Genomic DNA, 26,450 nt, shown 5'->3' on the forward strand with positions numbered 1-26,450 from the left:
ACAGGAACAGACCCGAGCAGTCCCGAGGAGAAACCGTGCAGCAGCACGCAGCCACCCCCCGTACCGACGACGCCCTGAACTCGCTCCTCCACCCCCGCTCCATCGCGATCCTCGGCGCCTCCGACACCCCCACCAAGCTGTCGGGGCGGCCCGTCGACTACCTCAAGCGGTTCGGGTTCACGGGCCGGATACTCCCCGTCAACGCCAAACGCGATCAGGTGCAGGGCCTCACCGCCTACCGCGCCCTGGACGACATCGACGGGGACATCGACCTCGCCATGATCATGCTGTCGGCCGAGCAGTCCGCCGATGCCGTACGGGCCTGCGGCCGGCGCGGTATCCCCGCCGCGATCCTGGGAGCCTCGGGTTTCGCCGAGGTCGGCGGCCGGGGCGTGGAGCTCCAAGAAGACCTCAAGGCCGCGATCGCCGAGAGCGGGGTGCGGGTCCTCGGCCCCAACTGCCTCGGCATGATCGCCTCCCGCGAGCGCGCGCTGCCCACCTTCACCTCCGCGCTGGACGAGGACGCCGACCTGGTCGAGGGGCCGATCGCCTTCCTCAGCCAGAGCGGCGCCTTCGGCGGCTTCGTGTTCAACGCCGCCCAGAACCTCGGCATCGGGATATCCCACTACCTCAACACCGGCAACGAGGTGGACCTTTCGGTCGCCGAGCTGGTCGACGGCCTCGTGCGCAGCGAGGATACGAAGGTGATCCTCGCCTACCTCGAAGGTGTCACCGGCGGCCGCCGTCTCCTGGAGGCCGCCCGGGAGGCGCACGAGCGGGACAAGCCGATCATCGCCGTCAAGGTCGGCCGTTCCGAGGCGGGCGCCCGCGCCGCCCAGTCCCATACGGCCTCGCTCGCCGGTGAGGACGCCGTATTCGACGGGGCGATCAGCCAGTACGGCATCCTGCGCGTGGACGGTCCCGAGTCCATGCTGGAGGCCGCCCAGATCTTTTCCACCGGCCGCCGCGCGGCGGGACGCAGGCTCACCTCGCTGTCCGTCTCCGGCGGCGCGGGCGCCCTGATGGCCGACGCGGCGGCGGGTCACGGCATCGAGGTACGCCCCTGGGACGAGGAGTGGCAGCGCGCCATGGCCGCCGCCATCCCCGTCTACGGATCGGCGCGCAACCCGGTCGACCTCACCGGCACCCTCACCGCCGAACCCGACATCCTGCGACGTTCGCTCAAGGTCGCCGTCGAGCACCCGGACACCGACATGATCGCCGTCCTCCTCGGCTGCGCCGACAGCAGCGCCGACACGCTCGTCGACGCCCTCGACGAGGCGTACCGGTCCACCGACCGCCCCTTCGTCGTCGTCTGGACGGGTGGCAGCGGCCGTCCCCGCGCCCGCCTGCGTGAGCTGGGCATCCCCTGCTACACCGATCCCGCCCAGGCCGCCCGCGCCCTCGGCCTGCTCGCCGACTTCAGCCTGCGGCCTGCCCTGCCGGACCCGCAGCGGCCCACCGACGTCGACACCGAGGCCGCCCGCGCCGTCCTGACCCGCGCCCGCGCGGAGGGCCGCACCCAGCTCGACGAGTACGAGTCGACGCGGCTCATCGCCGCCTACGGGGTGCGCGCCGCGGCCTCACGACCGGCCGCGAACCCGGATCAAGCGGCGTCCGCGGCAGAGGAGTTGGGCGGATCCGTCGCCGTGAAGCTGCTGTCCGAGCGGATCGGGCACAAGAGCGACATCGGCGGCGTCCGGCTCGGCCTCGACGGCGCGGACACGGTCCGCGCGGCCGCCGCCGACGTGCTGCGCATCGCCCGCGAGGCCGGCGTGCACGACGCCCGCGTCCTCGTCCAGCGGATGGCCGAGGGCGGCGGCACCGAGCTGATCGTCGGCGTCAAGAACGACCCGGTGTTCGGCCCGGTCGTGGTCACCGGGCTCGGCGGCATCCTCGTCGAGGCGCTCGCCGACAGCCGGGTCGCCGTCGCCCCCGTCGACACCGCGGGCGCCCTCCGCATGCTGCTGTCGTTGCGCGGCAGCCGTCTGTTCGGCGAGGTGCGGGGCAAGCCCGCCCGCGACGTCGAGGCCGCGGCCGACACGATCGCCCGCCTGTCCTGGCTGGCAGCCGACTTCGCGGACGAACTCGCGGAGCTGGACGTCAACCCGCTGCTGCTGGGAGCGGCGGGCGAGGGCGCCCTGGCCGTGGACGCGCTGGCACATCTGACGACCCGTAACTGACGCACGTAGAAGGGAGCTTCACGATGGAAGCCGAGGAGTTCGAAGCGGTCGTCGCCGCCGTCCACACCCTCGTACGGGAGGACGTCGTCCCGCGCGAGGACGAGATCGAGGAGACGGACGCGATCCCGGAGGACGTCCGCCGCAAGGCCGTCGAGATGGGGCTTTTCGGGTACACGCTGCCGGAGGCGTTCGGGGGCCTCGGGGCGAGCCTGTCCGAAGACGTCCGGCTCGCCTTCGAGTTCGGGTACACGACGCCCGCGTTCCGCTCGATGTTCGGCACCAACAACGGCATCGCGGGCAAGGTCCTCGACAACGCGGGCACCGAGGAGCAGAAGAAGCACTGGCTGCCCCGGCTCGCCGAGGGCGCCGTCGCCTCGTTCGCGCTGACCGAGGCGGAGGCGGGCTCCGACCCGTCGGGCCTGACCACGCGCGCCGTGCGTGTGGGCGACGGATACACCATCAACGGCAGCAAGCGGTTCATCACCAACGCCCCGCTCGCCGACCTGTTCGTGGTGTTCGCCCGCACCGGCGAGGAGGCGTCCGGGACGAAGGGCATCTCCGTGTTCCTCGTCGAGGCGGGTCTTCCGGGCGTCACGGTCGGCCCGAAGGACGCCAAGACCGGGCAGGCGGGCGCCTGGACGGCCGAGGTGTTCTTCGACGACGTACAGGTCGACAAGGCGGCGCTCGTCGGCGGCGAGGAGGGCGCGGGTTTCGGCACGGCCATGCAGTCCCTCGTACGCGGCCGTGTGCACATCGCGGCGCTGTGCGTCGGGATGGCCGAGCGGATCCTGGAGGAGTCCGTGGCCCACGCGGCGACCAGCAAGCAGGGCGGCCGGCCCATCGGCGAGTTCCAGCTCGTGCAGGGCATGCTCGCCGAGATCCAGACGGGTGTGCTCGCGGGCCGGGCCATGGTCGTGGACGCCGCCGAGAAGTACGACTCCGGCGAGGACCGCAGGATCCGGCCCTCGGCCGCCAAGCTGTTCTGCTCCGAGATGGTCTCCAAGGCCGCCGACCTGGCCGTGCAGATCCACGGCGGCATGGGCTACATGCGCGGCACGGTCGTCGAGCGCTGCTTCCGCGACGCCCGGCTCTTCCGTATCTACGAGGGCACCAGCGAGATCCAGAAGGTCATCATCGCCAAGCAGCTGCTGCGGCAGGCCCGGTCGTGATCGAACCCGCCGTGGACGTCCGCTGCGAGGGACCGGTCCACACCCTCACCCTGAACCGGCCCGCCCGGCGCAACGCCCTCGACCTCGCGGACCGGCGCGAACTGCTCGCCGCGCTGCGGGAGTCCGAGCGGGACCCGGAGTGCCGGGCGATCGTGCTGACCGGCGCGGGAGAGGTGTTCTGCGCGGGCGGTGACATCCGTTCCATGTCGCAGGATCCGCACGTCGCCCGCGAGCGCCTCGCCGTCGTGGGAGACGTGGCCCGCGCCCTGGTGTGCTCGGCGAAGCCGGTGGTCGCCGCAGTGCGCGGGGGCGCGTACGGCCTGGGTCTCGGGCTCGCCGCCGCGTGCGACTACGTCGTGGCCGCCGACGACGCCCGGTTCGCGGCCTCCTTCGCCAAGATCGGGCTCACCGCCGACTCCGGCCTGACCTGGAGCCTCGCCCAGCGCGTCGGACCGGCCCGCGCCAAGGAGCTCATCCTCTTCGCCGAGGACCTGGATGCCGCAGAGGCCGGGCGGATCGGCCTGGTCAGCGAGATCGTCGAGAGCGAGAAGGTGGCGGTGCGGGCGCGGGAGCGGGCCGAGCGGCTCGCCGTCGCCTCCCCCGCGATGGTCGCCGCCACGAAGCGGATCTTCTCCCAGGAGGCGCAGGGCCTGGGCGCGGTGCTCGAAGCGGAGGCCGAGGCGCAGGTCGAACTGCTGGGCGGTGAGGGCTTCTTGGAGGGCCGGGCCGCGTTCTTGGAGCGCCGTCGCCCGGTCTTCCCGGCCTGAGCCCCGATCCCGTACGCGTAAGGAATGAGAGGAGAACGCATGCCTCACCCCACGGTGTCCCGCTTCCGTCCCCTGGAGGGCCTGCGGATCGTCGAGCTCTCCAGCTACGTGGCCAGTCCGCTCGGCGGGATGACGCTGGCCCAGCTCGGCGCCGACGTCATCCGCGTCGAGCCGCTGAACGGCGCGCCGGACCGCACCCGGCACCCGCTCGCCGACAGCGGTACGAGCCTGTACTGGTCCGGCCTGAACAAGGGCAAACGCGCCCTGGAGGTCGACCTGCGCAGCGAGGAGGGGCGCGAGCTCGTCGCGGACCTGGTCACCGGGGGCGGGCCGGGCGGCGGCATCGTGATCGCCAACTCCGAGCGCTACCAGGACCTTTCGTACGAGGCGCTGGCCGCTCGCCGCCCCGATCTGGTCCACGTGCTGCTCACCGGCCGCCGGGACGGGTCCGCCGCCGTCGACTACACCGTCCAGGCCGCCACGGGCTTTCCCCAGCTCACCGGCCCGGAAGGCACGCCCGACCCGGTCAACCACCTGATGCCCGCCTGGGATGTGGCCGCCGGGCTCTACCTCGCCGTCGGCCTGCTCGCCGCCGAGCGGCACCGGCTGCGTACCGGCGAGGGCCAGCAGGTCCGTGTCGCCCTGGAGGACGTGGCACTGGCGACGGCCGGAAACCTCGGGTACCTCGCCGAGGCCCAGCTCGACCCCGCTCCGCGCGCCCGTTCCGGGAACTACGTCTACGGAACCTTCGGCCGCGACTTCGCCACCGCCGACGGCGGCCGCCTCATGGTCGTCGCGCTCACCGACCGGCACTGGCGTGGCCTGTTGGGCGCCACCGGCCTCACCGACGCGGTCGACGCCGTCGGCCGCGCGCTCGGCGCCGACCTCTCCGACGAGTTCGAGCGCTACACCCACCGCAAGGTCCTCGGCGAACTGCTCGCCGGCTGGTTCGCGGCACACACCCTCGCCGAGGCCCAGGAGGCACTGGCCCGCACGCGCGTGCTGTGGTCCACGTACCGCAGCTTCGCCGACCTGGCCGCCGACGACGCCCAACTGCTGCGCGAGAACCCGCTGATGGCACGCGTGGGCCAGGACGGCATCCCCGCGCACTGGGCGCCCGGCTCCCCCGTCGTCATGGCCGACACCCAGTTCCCGCCCGCACCCTCACCCTCGGTCGGCCAGCACACCGACGACGTGCTCCGCAAGGAACTCGGGCTCGGCGAGGCCGAGTTGGCGAAGCTCGGTGCGGCGGGTGTCATCCGTCCACGCCGCGTCGCGCCGCACCCGTTCACCACGACCACAGGAAGCTGAAGACACCATGGCACTACTGGCCGACAGGACCGCAGTCATCACGGGCGGCGCCCAGGGCATCGGGCTCGCCATCGCCAGGACCTATGTCCGCGAGGGCGCGAGGGTCGTGCTCGGCGACCTCAACCTGGAGGCCGCCGAGGCCGCCGCCAAGGAGCTCGGCGGGCCCTCCGTCGCGCACGCCGTACGCTGCGACATCACCGAGTCCGCCCAGGTGGACGCGCTGATCCAGGCCGCGATCGACACCTTCGGCTCCCTCGACATCATGGTCAACAACGCCGGCATCACCCGCGATGCCACCATGCGCACCATGACCGAGGAGCAGTTCGACCAGGTCATCGACGTGCACCTCAAGGGCACCTGGAACGGCACGCGCAAGGCCGCCGCCGTGATGCGCGAGCAGAAGCGCGGCGCGATCGTGAACATCTCCTCGCTCTCCGGCAAGGTCGGCATGGTCGGGCAGACCAACTACTCCGCCGCCAAGGCCGGCATCGTCGGCCTGTCGAAGGCCGCCGCCAAGGAGATGGCCCACCATGGTGTGCGTGTCAACGCGATCCAGCCCGGACTGATCCGCAGCGCCATGACCGAGGCGATGCCGCAGAAGGCCTGGGACCAGAAGATGGCCGAGATCCCGATGCGGCGAGCGGGCGAGGTCGAGGAGGTCGCCTCCGTCGCGCTGTTCCTGGCCTCGGACCTGTCGTCGTACATGACCGGAACCGTGCAGGAGGTAACAGGCGGCCGGTTCATGTGAGTTGGTTCTTGTGAGCTGGCTCTTGTGAGGTCAGCCATCGGTCCGTACACCCGCACCCCGTCAGGAGCACCCCATGCGTGAAGCCGTCGTCTGCGAACCCGTCCGCACCCCCATCGGCCGCTACGGCGGCATGTTCACGTCCCTCACCGCCGTCGACCTCGGCGTCGCCGCCCTCAAGGGCCTCCTGGAGCGCACTGGCATCAACCCCGAGGCCATCGAGGACGTCATCCTCGGCCACTGCAACGGCAACAGCGAGGCGCCCGCCATCGGCCGCGTCGTCGCCCTGGACGCGGGACTGCCCGTCACCGTCCCCGGCCTCCACCTCGACCGCCGCTGCGGCTCCGGCCTCCAGGCCGTGCTGTACGCCGCCCAGCAGGTGCAGACCGGCGCGCACGAGGTCGTCGTGGCGGGTGGCACGGAGTCCATGAGCAACGCGGCGTTCTACTCGACCGACATGCGCTGGGGCGCGAAGGGCGCCGCCATCCAGCTGCACGACGGTCTCGCACGCGCCCGCTCCACCGCCGGAGGACGCCACTACCCGGTGCCCGGCGGCATGTTGGAGACGGCCGAGAACCTGCGCCGCGAGTACGCCATCGGCCGCGAGGAGCAGGACCGTCTCGCCCTCGCGTCCCATCAGCGCGCCGTGCAGGCGCAGACGGACGGGGTCCTCGCCGAGGAGATCGTGCCCGTGACGGTGCCCGGCCGGCGCCGCGGCGACGAGGGCACCGTCGTCGACACCGACGAACACCCGCGCGCCGACACCTCGTTGGAGTCCCTCGGCCGTCTCAAGCCGATCCTGCGCCACTCCGACCCGGAGGCCACCGTCACCGCGGGCAACGCGAGCGGGCAGAACGACGCGGCGGCGATGTGTGTCGTCACCACGCCCGAGCGCGCCGAGCGGTTGGGGCTGCGTCCGCTCGTACGTCTGGTGTCGTGGGGTGTGGCGGGTGTGCCGCCGAAGACGATGGGCATCGGTCCCGTCCCGGCGAGCGCGGTCGCCCTCGACCGGGCGGGGCTCTCACTGGAGGACATCGACCTGATCGAGCTGAACGAGGCCTTCGCCGCGCAGGCGCTCGCCGTGATGCGCGAGTGGGAGTTCGGCGAGAAGGACCTGGAACGCACCAACGTGCACGGTTCCGGCATCTCGCTCGGCCACCCGGTGGGCGCGACCGGTGTGCGGATGCTCGCCACGCTGTCGCGCGAACTGCACCGCCGCGAGGCCCGGTACGGCCTGGAGACCATGTGCATCGGCGGCGGCCAGGGCCTGGCGGCGGTCTTCGAGCGGGTGACGTCGTGACGACGTCGCTCGCGCGTGCGACCGCGCTCGTCGAGGCGCTGGAGGCGGTCGTCGACAGGGCCTCCGCCCACCTCGCCGCCGCACCGGCGACCGACGACGACCAGACCGTCCCGTACGACATCGCCTCGGTGTCCTCGGCGGTCGCCGCCGCCCGCCACCTCCTCGACCTGGGATCACACAGCTCGGCCGAGGCGGACCTGGCGCTGCTGTTCGCCGCCGACACGGCCGCCGACCTGGCGGGCCGGGCGGTCGGCCGCGAAGCCCTGTGGGGCACGGCCGGGTCGACGACGCTCGACGGGGTCGCCGAGCATGTCGCGGCCGGGCGGGCGCCCGCGTTCCTGGACGCCGTCGCCGAGCGCGTCATCGCGGCCGGCGGGGAGGCGGCCCCGCGCCACCTCTCCGACGAACTCCAGCTGGTCCGCTCCACGTTCCGCGACTTCGCCGAGACGAAGGTGAAGCCGGTCGCCGACCGGATCCACGCGGGCGACGAGGACATCCCGGCCGAGATCGTCGACGGCCTCTCCGAGATGGGCTGCTTCGGCCTTTCGATCCCCGCCGAGTACGGCGGCTTCGCCGAGGGCGGCGCGGACGAGCTGCTCAGCATGGTCGTCGTGACGGAGGAGCTGTCACGGGCCTCGCTCGGCGCCGCGGGCTCGCTGATCACCCGGCCCGAGATCATCGGTACGGCGATCTCACGCGGCGGCACCGAGGAGCAGCGACGGCGCTGGCTGCCACGCATCGCGACCGGCGAGAAACTGTGCGCCGTCGCCGTCACGGAGCCCAACCACGGCTCGGACGTCGGCGGCATCACCACGACCGCCGTGCGCGACGGCGAGGACTGGATCCTGAACGGGGTCAAGACGTGGTGCACATTCGCCGGTCGGGCCAACTACCTTCTGGTACTGGCCCGTTCACACCCGGACCGCACGGCGGGCCACCGTGGCTTGTCCCTGTTAGTCGTCGAGAAGCCGTCGTTCGCAGGCCACGAGTGGGAGGTCACACAGGACGGCGGTGGCTCGGCGTCGGGCCGCGCGATCCGCACACTCGGCTACCGCGGCATGCACTCGTACGAAGTCACCTTCGACGGCTTCCGGGTACGTTCCGACAACCTCATCGGCCTCGACGAGGGCCTGGGCCGCGGCTTCTACCTTCAGATGCAGGCCTTCGCCAACGCCCGCCTGCAGACGGCGGCCCGCGCGGTCGGCGTCATGCAGTCGGCCCTCGAACTCGCTCTTGAGCACGCGCGACAACGCCCCGTCTTCGGCCACCCCCTCACCTCCTTCCAGCTCACCCGGACCAAGCTGGCCCGCATGGCCGCCCACATCGCGGCCTGCCGCGCCTTCACCGCCACCGCCGCCCGTGCCATCACGGCGGGCGAAGGTGTCCTGGCCGCGGCCCAGGTCAAACAGCTCGCCTGCCGGGCGGCCGAGTGGGTCACCCGCGAGGCCCAGCAGCTGCACGGCGGATACGGCTACGCCGAGGAGTACGCGGTGTCCCGCCTGTTCGTCGACGCCCGCGTGCTGTCGATCTTCGAGGGGGCGGACGAGGTACTGGCGCTCCGGGTGATCGCCCGGCAGCTGGCGAAGGGAGCATCCCGGGCCACACCAACCCCTTGAGGGCATAGACCGCGCTTATGGGCTCATAGGGAACGAGCGGCTACCGGCCCGGAGGTCATACGCCGACGCTGAGAGCATGACGACAACCGACACGGCAGCCGGCGCAGTGCCCGGAGTGGTCAAGCCGACCTCGGCCGAGGTCATGGAGGACACCGGTACCGGACTCGACTTCGGTACGCGGGCGGATCGGATGCCGGGCCATCTGACCCCCAACGACCGCTTCTTCGTCCGCAGCCACTCCCCCACGCCCCGGATCGACGCCGACCAGTGGTCGCTGCGGATCGGGGGCGACGCCGTGCGCTCGCCCGTCACCTTCGGCTATGACGATCTGTGGCGGTCGTTTCCGCTGGTCTCCGTGACGCGCACGATCGAGTGCGCGGGCAATCGCCGTGTGCTGTTCGGTCGGCAGCACGGGCAGCGCATCGCCGGTACGCCGTGGGGCCGTGGGGCGGTCAGCACCGCCGAGTGGACCGGCGTACGGCTCCGTGACCTGCTGGAGGCGGCGGGGATCGGCCCGGAAGCGCACGACGTGATGCCGGTGGCCCTCGACGAGTGCGGCGCCCGCCGCCCCATGCCGCTCGACAAGGCGCTGGCCGACGACACCCTGCTCGCCCTCGCCATGAACGGAGAGCCGCTGCCGCCCGATCACGGGTTCCCGGCCCGGGTCGTGGTCTCCGGCTGGCTGGGGGCGGCCAGCATCAAATGGGTGGGCCGTATCGAGGTGTCACGCAAGCCGATCCACGTCCCCTGGAACACCGAGGACTACGTCCTCATCGGCCCCGACCACCCGGCACACGGTCCGGTCCTCGGCACCCCCATCAACGAACTCCCGGTCACCAGCCTGGTGGAACTCGACTGGCCCGCACACCTGAAGCCGGAGCCCCAGCTCGTACGCGGACGGTCGTTCGCCGGAGAGCAGCGCATCGCCTCTGTGGCGTACAGCATCGACCGGGGCCCCTGGCACGAGGCCCGGCTCACCGGCTCCCGGGAGGCCGGCGCCTGGACCCGCTGGCACTTCCCGTGGACCCCCGCCCCGGGCGAGCACACCCTCTCGATCCGCGCCACGGACGACACGGGCCGCACCCAGCCCGCCCACGTCCCCTGGAACCGCCTCGGCTACCTCAACAACCAGATCCTGGACCATCCGGTGCACGTGGCGGCCGAGGTCGCCGACTGAACCACTGCGCGGCGGCTACTCCTTCGGCAGCCAGCGCAGGGCCGCCGCCCCCAGGGCGAGGTGCAGGGCGCTCGCGGTGAGCGCCACGAGATGCAGTCCGGCCAGGAAGGCCGCCTGGGCATCCGCCCGGGCCGCCGCATCCGCACCGGACTTGAGGGTCTCGTCGAGGGTGGGCGCGAGGCCGGGGCCCTCAAGCCGGAAGACCAGGGCGGCCAGCGAGCCGAGGAGGGCGATGCCCAGCGCATTGCCGATCTCGTTGCTGGTCTCGGCGATCGCGCCCGCCGCACCGGCGCGCTCCGCGGGGACCGCGCCGACCGCGGTGTCGGCGACCACGGCGAAGGAGATCCCGTAGCCGATCCCGGCGACGGCTGTCGAGGCGATGTACCAGCCGACGCCGCCGGTGACGGTGGTGGCGAGCAGCGCGAGCAGCCCGGCCGCGATGGCGAAGTGACCAGTGATCAGGACCTTCCGCTTGCCTACCCGGTCGACGACGGCCGGCACGACCACCGAGGTGACGGTGAGCACGGCCGCTCCGGGCAGGGCGAGCAGCGCGGCCCGCAGGACGTCGATGCCGAGGACGGACTGAAGGTAGACACCGGTCAGGTAGGCGACGGCCGACCAGGCGGCCAGCGGGAGCAGACCGGTGATGATCGCGACAGTGAAGACGCGGTCCCGGAAGAGCGAAAAGTCGATCAGTGGCTCGTCGAGCACACGCTGCCGGGACGTGAACCAGGCGAGCAGCGCGACCCCCACGGCCACGGAGACCACCGGCAGGACGGCGAGGCCCTCGGCGGCGAGGTGCTTGAGGCCGTAGATCACGGACAGCAGGCCGACGGCGGACGCGGCCACACTGGGTACGTCGACACGGCCCGTCCGCGCGGCCCGCACCTCGCCGAGCAGGACCGGCGCGACGATCAGGAACAGCGCGACGACGGGTAGGTTCACCAGGAACACCGAACCCCACCAGAAGCTCTCCAGGAGCAACCCGCCTGCGACGGGTCCCACCGCGAACCCCGCGGCGAACGTCGCCGCGAAGATCCCGATCGCCCTCGCCCTCATCCGTGTGTCGGGGAACAGCTCGCTGAGCACGGCGAGCGCCGAGGGCAGGAGCGTGGCGCCGGCCGCGCCCATCAACACACGGAAGGTGATGAGGAGTTCCGGCGTGGCTGCGAAGGCGGCGGCGACAGAGGCAAGGCCGAAGACGGCGGTTCCCACCATCAGCAGCCGGAGCCGTCCGTACCGGTCACCGATGTTGCCGAAGGCAATCAGAAGTGAGCCGACCGCGAAGCCGTACCCGTCGAGGATCCACAGCGCCTGGCCGGCACTCGGCGCGAGCGCCTGGGACAGCCTCGGCATGGCGAGGAAGAGGATCGAACCGTCCATGGAGACCAGGAGGACCGGCCCGAGGACCACAAGGAGGCCGAGCCAGGAGCGCAGACCGGTGCGGCGGGGCGGTGCCGTGTCCTGTGGGGGTGTCTGTGTCGTCGTCATGGCCACCACGTTCGGCGCCGGTCACGAGGGCAGCCATCCCACTGGTGCGGGTACACCTGGCAGGTACACCCTCCGGTCCCCCGTTTCCCTCCTCGACGGCCTACCGTCTGAGACATGGAGAGCATGGGAGCGTTCCTCAAGAACCGCCGTGACCGGGTCACACCCGACGACGTCGGGCTGCGTACGTACGGCACCTCGCGGCGGGTCCCCGGACTGCGGCGCGAGGAGCTCGCCCAGCTCGCCGGCGTCAGCGCCGGCTACTACACGCGGCTCGAGCAGGGACTCGCCGAGTCCGCCTCCGAGCAGGTCCTCGACGCGCTGGCACGGGTACTGCGGCTCGACGACGTGGAGAGCACCCACCTGCACAACCTCGCCCGCCGGTCAGGGCGTTCCCAGCTCGTCGAGCCCCCGGCCGAGACACCCGACACCCGTGTCCTCGCGCTCCTCGCCGCGATCGACGAGGCCACTCCGGCGGTGATCCTCGGCCGGCGCGGCGACATCCTGGACTGGAACCGTGCCGGGCACGCCCTGTTCGGGCAGGGCGCCGACTTCGACGCACCTCGGAACCCGGACCTCCGCCCGTCGGTCGTCCGCGGCTTCTTCCTGGCCCCCGAGGCGCGCGACTTCTACCGCAACTGGGGCGAGCTCGCCGAGATCCACGTCGGCTATCTACGGCTCACGGCGGGCCGCTACCCGACCGACGCGCGGCTCGCCGCGCTGCTCGGCGAGATCATGATGGGCAGCGACGCATTCGCCGAGCTGTGGGCCGCAGGCCACGTCCGCGACTGCACGACCGCGCCCATGCACCTCCAACACCCACAGGCAGGCGCCCTCGGCGTCACATACCAGGTCTGGCTCCAGCCCGACAATCCCGACCACCGTCTGGAGCTGTACACCCCCAACGACGCCGGCTCGGCGAACGCGCTGCGCGAATTGCTCGGGTAGTCGGCATGAGCGAAACCAACCCACTACTTTCGAAGCGCCGTTGACTCCCGCACAACCAGTTGCGTCGCCAACTCCACCCGATGCGTATCGGGTTGTTCGCCGCGCGACTGGCGCAGTACGGCGCGCAGGGCCGCGCGGCCCATCTCCTGAAGAGGCTGGGCGACGGAGGTCAGGGCCGGGACGGAGTCGCGGGCGAGGGCCGTGCCGTCGAAGCCGACGAGGCTGAGGTCCTCCGGCACCCGGATGCCGCGCCTGCGGGCCTCGCGCAGGACGCCGACGGCGATGGCGTCGTTGCCCGCGAAGACGGCGGTCGGCGGCCGGTCGAGGGACAGCAGCGCCGTCAGGCCTTCGATGCCGTGCTCGGCGCGGAACCGGCCGTGTCGGACGAGGCCGGCGTCGGCCTCGATGCCGTGCGAGGCGAGCGCGGACAGGTGGCCGTGCAGGCGCGCCTGGTTGCACTCGATCGCCTCGGGGCCGCCGAGGTACGCGATGCGGCGGTGGCCGAGGTCCAGGAGGTGTTCGGTGGCGGCCTTGCCTCCCGCCCAGTTGGCGGCACCGATGCTGACGACGTCGGCGGGCGGCGGGTTGTAGGAGTCGATGACGACGACGGGGATGTGTCGGTGGAGGAAGGCGGCGAGGCCGGACTCGTCGTAGGCCGAGGTCACGACGATGACCCCGGCGCGGCCCTCGTTGATGACGCGCTGCGCCTTGCGGCCGAGGCCGAGTTCGGTGCCGCTCTGCCGTCCGGTGGTGCTGACGACGACCTCGACGCCGGCGCTCGCGGCGTGGTCGAGGATGCCGTTGAGCAACGCCGAGGGGTACGCGGAGTCGATCGCGTCGAAGGCGACCTCGACGACGTCGGGACCGGAGGGCGCCCGGCGCTGGGACGGCGAGCGGTAGCCGGCCTGCTCCAGTGCGGCCAGCACCTTCGCACGGGTCTCGTCGGCCACGTCCGCACGGCCGTTGACGACCTTGGACACCGTGGCCGTGGAGACTCCGGTGCCGCGCGCGATGGCGGCCAGGGTCGGCTTGGCCGAGGTGGACGGGAGCGGCACGGGGCCTCCTGGGTCTCGAAATATTTTCGGTGACAGCAGCTTGTGACGCGGTGGCATCGGCGTCAATCCCGGGCTCCACATCTTTAGTGCTGCGAGGGCTCTTGACCGCCAACGTCGCCACTTCTACGGTTCCGGAGTATCGAACAATCTTCGAAATATTTCGGTCCCTGTCCCTCTTCGGCAAGTGACCCGCGTATCCCCCACCCGTCAAAGGAGACCTGTGACCACCGCCAAGAAGGCACTCGTCGTACGCGGCGGCTGGGACGGGCACCAACCCGTCGAGGCCACCGACCTGTTCATCCCGCACCTCGAGGCGAACGGCTATGAGGTGCGCATCGAGGGCTCGCCCAAGGTCTACGCCGACGCCGCGTACATGGCGGGCGTCGACCTGGTGATGCAGTGCATGACGATGTCCACGATCGAGCGGGAGGAGTTCGCGGGGCTGCGCGCGGCCGTCGAGAACGGGACCGGGCTCGCCGGATGGCACGGCGGGATCGCCGACTCGTACCGGAACACCGCGGACTATCTGCACCTCATCGGCGGCCAGTTCGCCTGCCACCCGGGCAAGCACCCCGACGAGCGCAAGGGCGAGCAGGCCGACAACTACGTCCCGTACACGGTGAACATGCTCCCGGCGGCCGCCGAACACCCGGTCACCGAGGGCATCGAGGACTTCGACCTCGTCACGGAGCAGTACTGGGTCCTCTCGGACGAGTACATCGACGTGCTCGCCACCACCACGCAGAAGATCCGCGCCTGGGACCCGTGGCACCGGGAGGTCACCTCGCCGGCCATCTGGACCCGCAGGTGGGGCAAGGGCCGCATCTTCGTGTGCACACCGGGCCACCATGTCGAGGACCTCGAGCACCCGAGCGTGCGCACCATCGTCGAAAGGGGCCTGCTGTGGGCAAGCCGTTGAACGCGAGCAAGCCGTTGAACGTCGGCATCATCGGGTGCGGGACGATCGTGGGCCAGTATCTGGCGAGCCTGCGCAGGCTGACGGACGTCGCGTTGGTCGCCGTGGCCGACCTCGACGCGGATCGGGCGCGTGCGGTGGCGAAGGAGTGGGACGGGGACGGGGACGTACGCGCGGTCACCGTCGCCGAGTTGCTCGCCGCGAAGGACGTCGACCTCGTCCTCAACCTCACCATCCCCGCCGCGCACGCCGAGATAGCCCTCGAAGCGATCGCGGCCGGCAAGCACGTCTACGGCGAGAAGCCCCTCGCCGCCACCACGGACGAGGCCCGCCAGGTGCTGGAGGCCGCCCGGCAGGCGGGGGTGGTCGTCGGCTGCGCGCCGGACACCGTGCTCGGCACGGGTATCCAGACCGCACGCAAGGCCATCGACGACGGACTCGTCGGCCGACCGGTCGCGGCCACAGCCACCATGGTCACCCCCGGCCACGAACGCTGGCATCCCAGCCCGGACTTCTACTACGCGCCGGGCGGCGGCCCGCTCCTCGACATGGGTCCGTACTACATCACCGCCCTCGTCACCCTCCTCGGCCCCGTCACGTCGGTGATCGGCGCCGCGAGTCGCCCGCAGTCGCAGCGGGAGATCGGCAGCGGGCCGCGGGCGGGCGAGCGGGTGCCGGTCGAGGTCGACTCCCATGTCACGGGGGTTCTCGTCCACGAGTCCGGGGCGCTGTCGACGCTCGTGGTGAGCTTCGACGCGGTCGCGACGCACTCCGCGAACATCGAGGTCCACGGGCCGCGCGGCACTCTGGCCGTGCCCGACCCGAACCATTTCGCGGGTGACACGCGGCTGTTCCGCCTGGGCGGCGAGGCGTGGGAGACCCTCCCGGTCTCCGCCGGTCTCCTCGACTCCGGCCGCGGCTACGGCATCGCCGACCTGGCCGCCACGCCCCCGACGCACGAGCCACGTGCGTCGGGCACGCTGGCGTACCACGTGCTGGACGTCATGGAGTCACTGCTCGCGTCCGCGGCGGGCGGCAGGTCCGTCACCGTCTCGAGCCGCGTGGCGCGTCCGCCGGCGGTCCCGCTCACGGATCTTTCTCGTACGGGGGTGGGCGCAGCCTAACCGCGAGGGCGGGCACGCACGGGCTCCCAGGCGAACGGCGGGTCGGGGAGTTCGTGCCGGAGCACCGAGGCGACCTCGGACTGGAACAGTTCGAGGGAGGACCGGTGCTGAGTGCCCGTCAGCCCGGCTCCGTCCGCGTGCAGATGCAGCACCGAGTGCCCGAACTGCTCGTGGTAGCGGTGGACCTTCTCGATGACCTGTCGCGGGCTGCCGATCAGAGCCGAGCCGCGCTCCACGAAGTCCTCCACGGTCTCGAAGACCACCGGCAGCCCGAACTGCCGCTGGAACGCCAGCGTCGACTCGAAGATCGGCCGGTACACCTCCAGCGCCTCCTGGGAGGTGCGGGCCACGAAAAGACCGGCCGTACCGGCGCCCACCGCGATGTCCGCCGGGTCGTGGCCGTAGTGTTCCCAGCGCTCGCGGTAGTGGCGGATCAGCTCCGCGTACGGCTCGATGGGGTTGGTGACGTTCGCCGAGAAAAGCGGGTCGCCGTAGCGGGCCGCGAGGTCCACCGACTCCTTGCTGGTGGCGCTGCCGTGCCAGACCCGGACCGGCTGCTGGTAGGGCCGCGGCCACACCTCGGCGTCCGTCAGCGGCGGGCGGAACCGGGTCGCCGCGGTGACCTTGTCCTGCCGCCAGAGCTTGCGGAACACCTCGTAGCTCTCCGCGTTGCGGTCCCACTGGTCCTCGGGCGTGACGTGGAACAGCTCGCGCTGTGCGGAGCCGTTGCCCTTGCCGATGATCAGGTCGAGGCGCCCGTCGGAGAGGTGGTCGAGCGTGGCGTAGTCCTCGTAGGCGCGCACGGGGTCGAGGAGGCTGAGCGTGGTCACCGCGGTGAAGAGGCGGATGCGTCTGGTCAGCGCGGCGATATGGCTGAGCACGACGGTCGGCGAGGAGGAGATGAACGGCCGCTCATGCCGCTCCCCCACACCGAACCCGTCGAAGCCCAACTCCTCCGCCAGCACCGCGTGGTCGAGCACCTCGCGGAACCGGTCATGGGTCGACTTCTGTATGCCGGTGACCGGGTCGGGCCGGTGCGTGATCAGGGTGATGGCGAGGAATTTCACGAGGCCACCCGCTCGTACCGGCCGCGGAAACCCGGCGCCTCGCCCGCCCGGAACGCCCGGCGCGGCGCTCTGGCAGGCAGGAACCGGTGGGAGGTGTGAGACACAGGGGTTCTCCGTTCAGGGTCGTCCGTCACAGCAGGCCGTGCCGGGGTGGCCGGGTGCCGGCCAGTACGTAGCGGCCGATGTGCTGGACCTTCCAGCGGGCCGGGTCGTGCAGCGTGTGGGTGCGGGCGTCGCGCCAATGGCGGTGCAGGTCGAGGGAGTTGAGGGCCGAGCGGGTGCCGGAGAGCTCGAAGAGGGCGCTGCCGGCCTCCACGGCCGTCTCGGCCGCCGTCACCTTCGCCGCGGCCACCGCGATCGACGCCTCGGCCGCCGTGTCGTCGTTCAGCTCGGCGCGCGCGGCGTCCACGGATCTCGCTGCGGCGGCGAGCAGCGCGTCGGCGGACCGTACCCGGATGGCCAGTTCACCGAATCGCTGGATCAGCAGCGGGTCCTCGGCGGCGGTCGCGTGCCCCTCTTCAACGCTCTCGAACCAGGGCCGGCTCTTCGTGCGCACGAACTCCACCGCCTCACCCAGCGCACCGGAGGCGATCCCGGCGTCGATGGCGGCGTGCAGCAACTGTGCGACCGCGCCGTGCAGTTGGGGCCCCTGAAAGGTGAGGTGATGGGGCACGACCCGGTCGGCGGGTACGGGCACCGACTCCAGGCGGACGGTTCCGCTGGCGGTGGTGCGCTGCCCCATGCCGTCCCAGTCGTCCTCCACCGAGAGTCCGGGCGCGTCCCGCGGCACGTACGCCACGTGCAGGGTGTCGTCGTCGGCGCGGGCCAGGACGGGGATCCAGTGGGCGAACAGCGCGCCGGTGGAATAGTGCTTGACGCCGTCGAGGACGTACGCCCCGTCCGGCTGTCGCGCGAGCCGGGTGCGGATGTCCTGCACGTGCCGGGTGCCCGCCTCGGACTGGGCGTTGCCGAACCGCCTCCCCCGCAGCACCTCACCGAAGAAGTACTCCTGCTGCTCCCGCGTCCCCTGCCGGCGCAGCACGTTGACGTACACGAAGTGGCTCTGCGGTATCTGCGCCAGGCTGGCGTCGGCGGCGGCCAGCAGCCGGAAGATCTCGGCAAGTGTCTCCGTGCGGACGTCCGCGCCTCCGAACTCCCGGGGCACCGTCACCCCGAGCAGCCCGGAGGCCGACAGCCGGTCCAGCTCCGGACCCGGGAGCCTGCGCGTCGCGTCCCGTTCGGCGGCCTCCTTACGGAAGTCCGCGGCGAGTTCGGCGGCGACGGCCAGGGCCGCGCTGTCGTCGGCGAGCACGGTCGCGGTGCTCATCCGGTGGCCGCCAGCAGCGTCGTGCGGCCGCCGAGCGCGGCGGAGAACTGGTCGGTGACCTGGGCCAGGGCCTCCGCCGAGCCGGGCGCGACGGACAGCGTGCCGTCGTCGCCCACCGTGATGTCCTTGTCGAGCGTGAACCAGCCCGGTGTGATGTGCGCGGGCCCCATGGAGGCGAGGACCGGGCGCAGGGCGTAGTCGATCGCCAGTACATGGGCGGTGGAGCCGCCGGTGGCCAGAGGGAGCACCGTCTTTCCGGCCAGCGCGTACTGCGGGAGCAGGTCGAGCAGCGACTTCAGCAGCCCGGAGTAGGCGGCCTTGTAGACCGGCGTCCCGACCACCACTCCGTCCGCCCGCTCGAACAGGGCGGTGGCCTCGACGATCGCGGGGTGCCGGAAGTCGGCGTGGAGCAGGGCCTCGGCCGGGATCGTGCGCACATCGAGCGGGATCACCTCGTGCCCTTGGCTCGTGAGCCGGGCATCGAGCGCGCGCAGGAGACGGCCGGTGCGGGAGGTGGGGGACGGACTTCCGGACACGGACAAGACGGTGGCCATGGGGTCTTCTTTCTGGGCGCGGGGAGCGGGGGCGCGGGGGCCGAGGCGGGGGGGGTGCCGAGGCGGGCGGATGACGGCGGGGTGGGTCAGGCGTGGGCCGCTACGGACTCGGTGTCCGTGTCCGCGGACCTCGCCTCCAGCTCACGTACGAGGGGCAGCACACGCTTGCCGAAGTACTCGACCTCTTCCTTGTAGTGCAGGAAGCCGAGCAGGAGGAGGTCGACGCCGAGCCTCTTGTAGGCGACGATGCGCTCGGCGATCTGCTCGGGGGTGCCGATCAGCCCGGTGCGGAAACCGTCGTTGTACTGGACGAGGTCCTCGAAGGTGGAGTCCTGCCACATGCCCTTGCCGTCGGCGCTGGAGCGTCCTGCCTGCTTCACGGCGTCGCGGAAGCCGTGGACGGCATCGGTGTCCGCCTTGGCGACGATCTCGCGGAGTGTCTCGCGGGCCTCGGCCTCGGTGTCACGGGCGATGAGGAAGCCGTTGAGACCGAACTTGGGTGGCGTGCGGCCCACTTGGGCGGCGGAGGCGCGGACGTCGTTGATCTGCTCGGTGACTCCGTCGAAGTCCTTGCCGTTGCTGAAGTACCAGTCGGAGACACGGCCGGCCATGGCACGGGCGGCGGTGGAGTTGCCACCCTGGAAGATCTCCGGATGCGGGCGCTCGGGGGTGTTCAGCGGTTTGGGCTTGAGGGAGAAGTCACGCAACCGGTAGAAGTCACCGGCGAGTTCGACGTGGTCCTCGGTCCAGACGTCACGCAGGGCTCGGATGAACTCCTCCGCTCGGCGGTAGCGCTCATCGTGCTCCAGCCAGGGTTCGCCCAGTGCGGTGAACTCGCCCTTGAACCAGCCGGACACGACGTTGACGGCGAAGCGGCCGTTCGACAAGTGGTCGGCGGTGGCGCCGAATTTGGCGAGGACGCCCGGGTGCCACAGGCCGGGGTGAACGGCGGCGATGACCTTGAGCCGTTCGGTGGCCAGCAGCAGGGCGAGGCTGAAACTGGTCGACTCGTGCTGGAACTCGGCGCCGTAACTGGCCATGTAGCGGACCTGGCTGAGGGCGTAGTCGAAGCCGTTGTTCTCGGCGAGCACGGCCAGTTCGCGGTTGTACTGGTGACCCCAGTCGGTGCGCTGCTCGATGGTGCTGGTGACGAGGCCACCGCTCACATTCGGGACCCAGTAGGCGAAGCGGAGGGGGTCGGTTCCCGGCGGGACGGGCATGAAGAACTCCTGGCGAAGGCGCGCACGGAAAACGTGTGCGCGGGTTTTCCGGGGTGTGCTCAGACCCGACGGCGACAGCAGGAGCTGGAGACACGCGCGAGATCGACGTGGCGCCGCTGCGTGAGGTCCTGTCGCTTCATGTCTTCGATCAAAGCAGCGGAAAGTCCGGGCGGTCAACGAGGCGAGGAGCCGATTCCGCATTCTGCAATTCGGAATTCACGCCGTTGTGACAGGCGCCCCTTACCCCTTGGCACGGCCCCCGTCACACCACCGTCACCGGATGCCGTACCACCGCGTCGAACAGGTAGCCCTGCGTGTTGGGCACGGCGACGTCCGGCTGGCTGCGGCCCGTGGTGTCGGTGGCGCGGGCCAGGACGTGCGTGGCGCCGGGTGTGTCGGGCTGCCAGGGGACGGACCAGCGGGTCCATGTGCCCGCGCGGGGCCTGTCGTGCAGCCGGGCCGGCCGCCAGCCGGCCCCGCCGTCGGTGCTGACATCGACCCGCGTGACGGCGCCCGCGCCCGACCAGGACCGGCCGTGCAGCACCTGCCCCTCCCCCACGGGGAACCGGGCGCCGCTCGCCAGCTCGAAGGCGCTCTTGAGCGTCTGCCGGGTCAGCGGCGCGCTGCCGCCCTCCGGGTGGCCGGGGCCGAACAGCCGGTAGAAGGTGGTGTTCCACGGCGAGAACAGCGGCTGCGCGGACACCTCGATGTCACCGACCCACTTGATCGACGCGATCCCCACCCACGACGGCACCAGCACCCGCACCGGATACCCGTGGTCGTACGGCAGCGGCTCGCCGTTCATCTCGTACGCGAGCAGGACGTCGTCCAGCGCCTTCGCCAGCGGCAGCGGCCGGCGCACCCGGCCGAGGTTCTCCCCGTCGCTGACGTATTCGGCGTCCAGGCCGCGCGGTTGTACGTCGACGGCGTGGGACGACAACCCTGCCTTCCGGAGTACGTCGCCCAGGCGCACCCCGCGCCATCGCGCGATGCCGACCGCGCCCAGCGTCCACGCGGTGCCACTGACGGTCTCACCCTGCTGGGACGTGTAGTAACTGCGCCCGTTCCCTGCGCACTCGACGAACGCGGTCCGGGTGACGGCGGGCAGGGCGCGCAGATCGTCGTAGCCGAACTCCACCGGCCTGCCCTCGCCGTGCGCGCCCCGCAGCCCGCTGCCCCACAGCCGCAGTCGCCACTCGTGTGCGTCCAGGACCGGGGTGGCGGTGTGGTTGCGCACGAAGAACCGCTCGTTGGGGGTGTGGTGGCCGGTCCCGCGCAGGGCCTCCCAGCGCGTCTCGGCGTTGGTGCCGCGCTGGATGAACCACTCGGGCGGCAGCGGTTTGACGATGGGCGACTCAGCGGCGTGGGCCGGTCGCGGCGCGGGGAGCGCGGTGGCGGCGGCCGTGGCGGCGAGCAGGGTGAGCAGCCGACGGCGGCTGACCCCGTCCGCGCGGGCTTCCCCGGCCAGCCACTGCCGCAGTCTGCGCCGGTCGTAGGCGGTTTCGTCGAGGCGGGGCGCGGGGCAGGACTCGGAATGGGGCTCGTAACGAGGCGAAGGTACGGCGGATTCGGGCATGACGGGACCTCGTGATCAGCGGGGAGGGCGGAGGTGCGCGGGATGTCCAGCGGTCGGTACACCGCACCCAACACATTTACCTGGCAGGGCAGTTGGGTGGCGGGCCGACGCGGCGAGTGATCAGCCGGGGAACCTACACAGTGCGGCGGCGACGCGGACGAGGTCCACGGCGCGGCGGCGCGTCAGAGGCTCCAGCGGTGGCATGGCGTGATGCAAGCACGCGGCACGTGAGGGCGTCAACGGCGCGGTACAGCAGTGTGGTTGGGGCTTCCCCGCCCCTGTCGCGCCGACTTCATGAGGCCGGTGCGGCACACGGCTCCGCCGCCTGGCCTCGACCAGGGCATGAGCACACCCACGAGCCTGCGTCCGGGCACGGCGGGCGACGGACCCCGGCGCATGCGCGGACACAATTCGGGCATACGGGCAGTGGCGGACACCGCCGGGCGTGGGGGAGGGAAGCTCCCCTTCCCTCCCCCACGCGCACGCCCTGCACGGGGCGGAGAGCCCAAGAGGCCGCTCCGCTCAGCACGTGACAGGACGCGAGCTGGAGCCGCCCATGGTCGGCGACGCGGCCCCAGCGGCCCATGGTGTACACAGCGGGGCCCAGGGGCAGGGGGCCGTGGCGGCGCATCGGCGACCGCTGCTACCGAACGTACAACCGTTACCCATAGTTCGTCAGGCCATCGGCGGGACAATCTGCCCCGCCCCCCACCCAGCCCCCGCATCCCGCCTCACCGCCCTCCCCCGGGTCCGCCCTCCCCTGTCCGCGACCTCTACGATCAGGTGGCGCTTCGCCGTCGAACGCCCGGTCCGCCCGGCCGTGTTCCGCGGCGGGCGCCCGCGTCGTCCGCCGCACAGCGGTGACGTCGGGTATCGGGCAGTCGAGGAGAGGAACGTCATGCGTGCTCGGAACATCGGTGCGGCCGCGGCCACCGCGTTGGCGGTGGTCGCAGCCCGCGACCTCGTACAGAAGAAGCACGCACTGCTGCGGAACTTCCCCGTGATCGGGCACGCCCGGTACCTGCTGGAGACGATCGGCCCGGAGCTTCGCCAGTACGTCGTGACGTCCAACGACGAGGAGCGCCCCTTCAGCCGCGACCAGCGCAGCTGGATCTACGCGTCGGCGAAGGAGGAGAACAACTACTTCGGGTTCGGCACCGACAACGACGTCGAGCACGTGCAGGGCCACGCGTACGTGAAGCAGCGCACGTTCGCCGGGGCGCTGCCCGATCTGCACGACCCGCAGGCCCCGCTGCCCTCGGCCAAGGTGCTCGGCGGGCCGCGGGGGCGCGCCAAGGCGTTCCGGCCGGCGAGCGTCGTCAACATCTCGGCGATGAGCTTCGGTTCGCTGTCCGGCGCGGCGATCACGGCGCTCAACAAGGGCGCGGCGCTGGCCGGCACGATGCACAACACCGGAGAGGGCGGCCTCTCCTCGTACCACCGCGGCGGCGGTGACCTCGTCCTCCAGATCGGCACCTCGTACTTCGGCTGCCGCGACGAGGACGGCACGTTCAACCTCGACAAGCTCAAGGCCGTGGTCGACAGCGCGCCCGTCAAGGCGCTGGAGATCAAGCTTTCCCAGGGCGCCAAGCCGGGGCTCGGCGGGATGCTGCCGGGCGCGAAGGTGACCCCCGAGATCGCCGAGATCCGCGGCATCCCCGCCGGCAAGGACTGTGCCTCGCCCTCGCGGCACACCGCGTTCCACGATGTGGACTCGCTGCTCGACTTCGTGGAGCTGCTCGCCACCGAGACCGGTCTGCCGGTCGGCATCAAGAGCGCCGTCGGCGAGATGAGTTTCTGGGAGGAGCTCGCCACGCTGATGGCGCGCGGTGACCGCGGCGTCGACTTCGTGACCATCGACGGCGGGGAGGGTGGCACCGGCGCCGCTCCCCTGATCTTCAGCGACTCGGTGTCGCTGCCGTTCCGGATGGGCTTCTCGCGCGTCTACAGCACGTTCGCCGAGCGTGGCCTGACCGATCAGCTCACCTTCATCGGCTCCGGCAAGCTCGGCCTGCCCGAGAACGCCGCGGTCGCCTTCGCCCTCGGCGTCGACATGATCAACGTGGGCCGAGAGGCAATGCTGTCCATAGGGTGCATCCAGGCGCAGAAGTGCCACACCGACAAGTGCCCGACCGGCATCGCCACGCAGGACCCGTGGCTGGTGCGTGGTGTCGACGCACCGTCGAAGGCGACGCGCGCCGCCATGTATCTGCGCACCCTGCGCAAGGAGTTGCTGAAGGTGTCGGGGGCGGTCGGCGTCGCCCACCCGTCGCTCATCACGCCCGATGACATCGACATCATGAACGGCGACTACGACGCCCGTACGCTGGCGAGCGTCTACGGTTACAAGGCCGGCTGGGGCGAACTCGGCAAGGACCTCGCCGAGGAGATCACTGAACTCCTCACCGCGCGGCCCGAGTTGGAGCCGAAGCCGGGGGTCTGAGTCCGGCCCGTCCGACGGTGACCTGGACACACGTCACCGGTCACCGTCGGTCTGCCTCGGCGTCAGCCCGTGTGCCGCGTGCGCAGCAGATGCGGTCCGAGGTCGGCGATCGTCGCCGCCCCGATGAGCTGCATGGTCACCTCGATCTCCCTGGCGAGCAGTTCGACGGCGCGCGACACACCTTCGCGGCCGCCGGCCATCAGCCCGTACAGGTAGGCACGCCCGATGAGGGTGAAGTCGGCTCCGGCGCAGAGGGCTGCGACGATGTCGGCGCCGGACATGATGCCGGAGTCGAGGATGATCTCCACGTCGTCGCCTGCCTCGGCCCGTACCTCGGGCAGGGCGTGCAACGAGACGGGCGCGCGGTCGAGTTGGCGTCCGCCGTGGTTGGAGACGACGAGGCCGTCGGCCCCGGCGTCGAGCGAGCGGCGCGTGTCCTCGGCCGTGAGGACACCCTTGACGAACAGCTTCCCCGGCCACTGGGACCGGATCCACTCCAGGTCCTCGATCGACAGGGTCGGGTCGAACATCGAGTTGATGATCGACGGCAGGTCCTGACTGGTACCGGAGAGCGAGGCGAAGCTGAGCGGGTCGGTGGTGAGGAAGTTGAACCACCACTCGGGCCGGTACGAGGCGTCGAGCACGGTCTTGAGGGTGAGCCTCGGCGGGATCACCATGCCGTTTCGGGTGTCGCGCAGCCGCTGGCCCGCCACTGGGGTGTCCACGGTGACCAGCAGTGTGTCGAAGCCGCTCGCCGTGGCCCGCTTCAGGAGGTCGAGCGACTTCTGCCGGTCCTTCCAGAGGTACAGCTGGAACCAGCGGCGCCCCTCCGGTGCCGCGGCGGCGACCTGTTCGAGCGAGCGGGTGCCCATCGTCGACAGGGAGAACGGGATGCCCGCCGCCGCGGCGGCGGTCGCTCCGGCGTCCTCGCCCTCGGCGTGCATGAAGCGCGTGAAACCGGTGGGTGCGATCCCGAACGGCAGCTCGGACGACGCGCCCGCGATGTCCGTGCTCAGGTCCACCTTCTCGGTGCCGTGCAGGATGCGCGGCAGGAGCACGACGTCGTCGAACGCCCTGCGCGCCCGACGCACCGTCAACTCGCGCTGCGCCGCGCCGTCCACGTAGTCGAACGCCGGGCGGGGTGTGCGGCGCCTGGCTATCGTGCGGAGGTCCCATACGTCGGCGGCCTTCGCGAGCCGGGCGGCGCGCCTGTCGGGGTTGAAGCCGTCGAACCTCAGCAAGGGGCGCAGCTCGGAGATCTGGGGCAGACGGTGTTTCATGGGGGCTCCTGCGATGCGTGAGGTGTGCGGTGCCCGGTGGCACGCGTCAGCAGGATGGCATGTCGAGGGTGGCGTCATGGTGGACGCCGTGGACGCCGTCGTCGGGCGGACGGTTCTGCGTGAAGGCGTACGCGCGCCTGGTCGAGGGGGACAGGGGGACGCCGAGGTGGACGGTCAGGGACGCTGTTGTCCGGCCGGAGGCGGTGCGAACGCCTCGGCGGGGACCTCGCCCTCGACGACCCGCAGGCACAGCTGGGTCAGCGAGGTCCGCTGGGCGCGGGCGTAGACCCGCAGACGCTCGAAGGCGGCATCGGGTGCGATGCCGAGCCGGGCCCCGAGGGCGCCCTTGGCCTGTTCGATGGCGATGCGGCTGTTGAGTGCGGTCTGCAGCTGGCCGGCCCGTTCGGCCTGGTCCCGGGAGAGGCGGTGGTGCAGGATGCCGATGGTCGCCGCGTCCGCCAGCGCCTGTCCCAGGCGCAGGGACGCCGGGTGGAGGGCGCCTGGTCGGGTGTGGAACATGTTGACCGCGCCGATCACTTCCTCGCGCAGCCGCAGCGGAAGCGCGGCCACGGTCGCGAATCCGGCGGCGCGGGCGGCTTTCGTGAAGCGTGGCCAGCGTTCGGCGACGGCGGGAAGCGTCAGGTCCACGGGGGCGATCCCCTCGCGGCCCAGGCAGCAGTCCTTGCACGGGCCCTCGTCGAACTCGACCTGTGTCTCTTCGAGTTGATGGGCGGTGTGAGTGGACGCGGTCACGTCCACCAGCCGGTCCTGGGCGTCGACCATGACGACCCCGATCGTGGTCACATCCAACAACTCGCGCATGTGGTCGGTCAGTGCTCGCAGGAAGTCCACCAGGTGGAAGCCGTCCTGGAGGGTGTCGGCCAGCTCCAAGAACGCACGCGCGAGTCGTTCGTCCCGCTCGCCCTGCTCCATCACACAGCCTCCTTCTGCTACGGATCCCCTTCAGCCTGGCCGACCCGTCGCGGCACTTCCAGTGTCCTGTACGGCACCCATGGCCGGGACCGGATGGACGGATTACCACGAATGGTCCACGGCAAACTCCGGTCGGCCGCTGGAGCCCGCACCGCCGCGGAGCCGTAGGGTTCTTCCCAGTCGGCGTCGCGGCACGTGAGGACCGCACACCGACCTCGTTCCTTGCTCCCTCGCACTTTTCTGGAGATTCG

22 protein-coding genes are annotated in these 26,450 nt (G+C 71.4%); 12 read left to right on the plus strand and 10 right to left on the minus strand.

Annotated elements, in window-relative coordinates:
- Positions 1 to 35: 35 nt before the first annotated feature.
- The 8 genes from ACIRHA_RS35470 (at position 36) to ACIRHA_RS35505 (ending at position 10,268) form a co-directional block, all read left to right on the plus strand.
- Positions 36 to 2,183, plus strand: coding sequence for an acetate--CoA ligase family protein (locus tag ACIRHA_RS35470; protein WP_403854417.1), 2,148 nt, complete (start codon positions 36 to 38; stop codon positions 2,181 to 2,183).
- Positions 2,184 to 2,206: 23 nt separating this feature from the next.
- Entirely contained in the window at positions 2,207 to 3,352 is a 1,146-nt protein-coding gene (locus tag ACIRHA_RS35475; RefSeq protein WP_403854419.1) for an acyl-CoA dehydrogenase family protein, read from the plus strand.
- Positions 3,349 to 4,119 carry an enoyl-CoA hydratase/isomerase family protein gene (locus tag ACIRHA_RS35480; RefSeq protein WP_403854421.1) on the plus strand — a complete coding sequence of 257 codons (771 nt, stop codon included), beginning with the start codon at positions 3,349 to 3,351 and terminating at the stop codon, positions 4,117 to 4,119. Before ACIRHA_RS35475 ends, ACIRHA_RS35480 begins: the two co-directional genes overlap by 4 nt.
- A 39-nt stretch (positions 4,120 to 4,158) precedes the next feature.
- Positions 4,159 to 5,430 (plus strand): CoA transferase, encoded by a 1,272-nt coding sequence (locus ACIRHA_RS35485; protein ID WP_403854423.1) that lies wholly within the window; start codon positions 4,159 to 4,161, stop codon positions 5,428 to 5,430.
- 7 nt (positions 5,431 to 5,437) lie between these two features.
- Positions 5,438 to 6,178, plus strand: a complete 741-nt coding sequence (fabG, locus tag ACIRHA_RS35490) for a 3-oxoacyl-ACP reductase FabG (protein ID WP_403854425.1) — start codon at positions 5,438 to 5,440, stop codon at positions 6,176 to 6,178.
- 73 nt (positions 6,179 to 6,251) lie between these two features.
- Entirely contained in the window at positions 6,252 to 7,475 is a 1,224-nt protein-coding gene (locus tag ACIRHA_RS35495; RefSeq protein WP_403854427.1) for an acetyl-CoA C-acetyltransferase, read from the plus strand.
- A complete protein-coding gene (locus tag ACIRHA_RS35500; protein ID WP_403854429.1) occupies positions 7,472 to 9,091 on the plus strand; it encodes an acyl-CoA dehydrogenase family protein in 1,620 nt (539 codons plus the stop codon). Before ACIRHA_RS35495 ends, ACIRHA_RS35500 begins: the two co-directional genes overlap by 4 nt.
- Positions 9,092 to 9,167: 76 nt before the next feature.
- The gene (locus ACIRHA_RS35505; RefSeq protein WP_403854431.1) at positions 9,168 to 10,268 is read left to right on the plus strand and encodes a sulfite oxidase; all 1,101 of its coding nucleotides are present in this window, start codon (positions 9,168 to 9,170) and stop codon (positions 10,266 to 10,268) included.
- Positions 10,269 to 10,283: 15 nt separating this feature from the next.
- Here ACIRHA_RS35505 and ACIRHA_RS35510 read toward each other — a convergent pair whose 3' ends face one another.
- Positions 10,284 to 11,759, minus strand: a complete 1,476-nt coding sequence (locus ACIRHA_RS35510; protein ID WP_403854433.1) for an MFS transporter — start codon at positions 11,757 to 11,759, stop codon at positions 10,284 to 10,286.
- Positions 11,760 to 11,873: 114 nt separating this feature from the next.
- On the opposite strand from ACIRHA_RS35510, the gene ACIRHA_RS35515 reads away from it, so the two are divergent.
- The gene (locus tag ACIRHA_RS35515) at positions 11,874 to 12,704 is read left to right on the plus strand and encodes a helix-turn-helix transcriptional regulator (RefSeq protein ID WP_403854435.1); all 831 of its coding nucleotides are present in this window, start codon (positions 11,874 to 11,876) and stop codon (positions 12,702 to 12,704) included.
- Between the two features lie 23 nt (positions 12,705 to 12,727).
- On the opposite strand, the gene ACIRHA_RS35520 is transcribed toward ACIRHA_RS35515, so the two are convergent.
- Entirely contained in the window at positions 12,728 to 13,759 is a 1,032-nt protein-coding gene (locus ACIRHA_RS35520) for a LacI family DNA-binding transcriptional regulator (RefSeq protein ID WP_403854437.1), read from the minus strand.
- A gap of 220 nt (positions 13,760 to 13,979) precedes the next feature.
- Here ACIRHA_RS35520 and ACIRHA_RS35525 point away from each other — a divergent pair, with 220 nt between their 5' ends.
- Both ACIRHA_RS35525 and ACIRHA_RS35530 read left to right on the plus strand, forming a co-directional pair.
- Positions 13,980 to 14,678: a ThuA domain-containing protein gene (locus ACIRHA_RS35525; protein WP_403854439.1), complete on the plus strand. Its 699-nt coding sequence runs from the start codon at positions 13,980 to 13,982 to the stop codon at positions 14,676 to 14,678.
- Positions 14,663 to 15,799 (plus strand): Gfo/Idh/MocA family protein, encoded by a 1,137-nt coding sequence (locus ACIRHA_RS35530; RefSeq protein ID WP_403854441.1) that lies wholly within the window; start codon positions 14,663 to 14,665, stop codon positions 15,797 to 15,799. Before ACIRHA_RS35525 ends, ACIRHA_RS35530 begins: the two co-directional genes overlap by 16 nt.
- Here ACIRHA_RS35530 and ACIRHA_RS35535 read toward each other — a convergent pair.
- The 6 genes from ACIRHA_RS35535 to ACIRHA_RS35560 all read right to left on the minus strand — a co-directional run bounded on the left by ACIRHA_RS35535 (position 15,796) and on the right by ACIRHA_RS35560 (position 21,543).
- The gene (locus tag ACIRHA_RS35535; protein ID WP_403854442.1) at positions 15,796 to 16,866 is read right to left on the minus strand and encodes an LLM class flavin-dependent oxidoreductase; all 1,071 of its coding nucleotides are present in this window, start codon (positions 16,864 to 16,866) and stop codon (positions 15,796 to 15,798) included. The genes ACIRHA_RS35530 and ACIRHA_RS35535 overlap by 4 nt on opposite strands.
- Positions 16,867 to 16,996: 130 nt before the next feature.
- Positions 16,997 to 18,193 (minus strand): SfnB family sulfur acquisition oxidoreductase, encoded by a 1,197-nt coding sequence (locus ACIRHA_RS35540; RefSeq protein ID WP_403854444.1) that lies wholly within the window; start codon positions 18,191 to 18,193, stop codon positions 16,997 to 16,999.
- Positions 18,190 to 18,747, minus strand: a complete 558-nt coding sequence (gene ssuE, locus ACIRHA_RS35545; RefSeq protein WP_403854446.1) for an NADPH-dependent FMN reductase — start codon at positions 18,745 to 18,747, stop codon at positions 18,190 to 18,192. The genes ACIRHA_RS35540 and ssuE overlap by 4 nt, the downstream gene beginning before the upstream one ends.
- A gap of 86 nt (positions 18,748 to 18,833) precedes the next feature.
- Complete coding sequence (gene sfnG, locus ACIRHA_RS35550) at positions 18,834 to 19,967, minus strand: dimethylsulfone monooxygenase SfnG (protein ID WP_403854448.1); 1,134 nt, start codon at positions 19,965 to 19,967, stop codon at positions 18,834 to 18,836.
- Between the two features lie 59 nt (positions 19,968 to 20,026).
- Complete coding sequence (locus ACIRHA_RS35555) at positions 20,027 to 20,107, minus strand: putative leader peptide (RefSeq protein ID WP_386495781.1); 81 nt, start codon at positions 20,105 to 20,107, stop codon at positions 20,027 to 20,029.
- 122 nt (positions 20,108 to 20,229) lie between these two features.
- Complete coding sequence (locus tag ACIRHA_RS35560) at positions 20,230 to 21,543, minus strand: sulfite oxidase (protein ID WP_403854450.1); 1,314 nt, start codon at positions 21,541 to 21,543, stop codon at positions 20,230 to 20,232.
- 898 nt (positions 21,544 to 22,441) lie between these two features.
- Here ACIRHA_RS35560 and ACIRHA_RS35565 point away from each other — a divergent pair.
- Positions 22,442 to 23,986, plus strand: coding sequence for an FMN-binding glutamate synthase family protein (locus tag ACIRHA_RS35565; RefSeq protein WP_403854452.1), 1,545 nt, complete (start codon positions 22,442 to 22,444; stop codon positions 23,984 to 23,986).
- 62 nt (positions 23,987 to 24,048) lie between these two features.
- Here ACIRHA_RS35565 and ACIRHA_RS35570 read toward each other — a convergent pair whose 3' ends face one another.
- Both ACIRHA_RS35570 and ACIRHA_RS35575 read right to left on the minus strand, forming a co-directional pair.
- Positions 24,049 to 25,266, minus strand: a complete 1,218-nt coding sequence (locus ACIRHA_RS35570) for an alpha-hydroxy-acid oxidizing protein (protein ID WP_403854454.1) — start codon at positions 25,264 to 25,266, stop codon at positions 24,049 to 24,051.
- Positions 25,267 to 25,440: 174 nt separating this feature from the next.
- On the minus strand, positions 25,441 to 26,199 hold the full coding sequence (locus tag ACIRHA_RS35575; protein WP_403854456.1) for an ANTAR domain-containing protein: 759 nt from the start codon (positions 26,197 to 26,199) through the stop codon (positions 25,441 to 25,443).
- Positions 26,200 to 26,450: the final 251 nt, after the last annotated feature.

The organism is Streptomyces sp. NPDC102360 (assembly GCF_044766085.1).
Lineage (GTDB): Bacteria > Actinomycetota > Actinomycetes > Streptomycetales > Streptomycetaceae > Streptomyces.

Excerpts from the sequence above, each read along its gene's own strand:
- ACIRHA_RS35505 (WP_403854431.1), top strand. The coding sequence starts at position 9,168 with ATGACGACAACCGACACGGCAGCCGGCGCAGTGCCCGGAGTGGTCAAG.
- sfnG (WP_403854448.1), bottom strand. The coding sequence starts at position 19,967 with ATGCCCGTCCCGCCGGGAACCGACCCCCTCCGCTTCGCCTACTGGGTC.
- ACIRHA_RS35485 (WP_403854423.1), top strand. The coding sequence starts at position 4,159 with ATGCCTCACCCCACGGTGTCCCGCTTCCGTCCCCTGGAGGGCCTGCGG.
- ACIRHA_RS35570 (WP_403854454.1), bottom strand. The coding sequence starts at position 25,266 with ATGAAACACCGTCTGCCCCAGATCTCCGAGCTGCGCCCCTTGCTGAGG.
- fabG (WP_403854425.1), top strand. The coding sequence starts at position 5,438 with ATGGCACTACTGGCCGACAGGACCGCAGTCATCACGGGCGGCGCCCAG.
- ACIRHA_RS35495 (WP_403854427.1), top strand. The coding sequence starts at position 6,252 with ATGCGTGAAGCCGTCGTCTGCGAACCCGTCCGCACCCCCATCGGCCGC.
- ACIRHA_RS35540 (WP_403854444.1), bottom strand. The coding sequence starts at position 18,193 with ATGAGCACCGCGACCGTGCTCGCCGACGACAGCGCGGCCCTGGCCGTC.
- ACIRHA_RS35565 (WP_403854452.1), top strand. The coding sequence starts at position 22,442 with ATGCGTGCTCGGAACATCGGTGCGGCCGCGGCCACCGCGTTGGCGGTG.
- ACIRHA_RS35475 (WP_403854419.1), top strand. The coding sequence starts at position 2,207 with ATGGAAGCCGAGGAGTTCGAAGCGGTCGTCGCCGCCGTCCACACCCTC.
- ssuE (WP_403854446.1), bottom strand. The coding sequence starts at position 18,747 with ATGGCCACCGTCTTGTCCGTGTCCGGAAGTCCGTCCCCCACCTCCCGC.
- ACIRHA_RS35575 (WP_403854456.1), bottom strand. The coding sequence starts at position 26,199 with ATGGAGCAGGGCGAGCGGGACGAACGACTCGCGCGTGCGTTCTTGGAG.
- ACIRHA_RS35515 (WP_403854435.1), top strand. The coding sequence starts at position 11,874 with ATGGAGAGCATGGGAGCGTTCCTCAAGAACCGCCGTGACCGGGTCACA.
- ACIRHA_RS35555 (WP_386495781.1), bottom strand. The coding sequence starts at position 20,107 with ATGAAGCGACAGGACCTCACGCAGCGGCGCCACGTCGATCTCGCGCGT.
- ACIRHA_RS35560 (WP_403854450.1), bottom strand. The coding sequence starts at position 21,543 with ATGCCCGAATCCGCCGTACCTTCGCCTCGTTACGAGCCCCATTCCGAG.
- ACIRHA_RS35510 (WP_403854433.1), bottom strand. The coding sequence starts at position 11,759 with ATGACGACGACACAGACACCCCCACAGGACACGGCACCGCCCCGCCGC.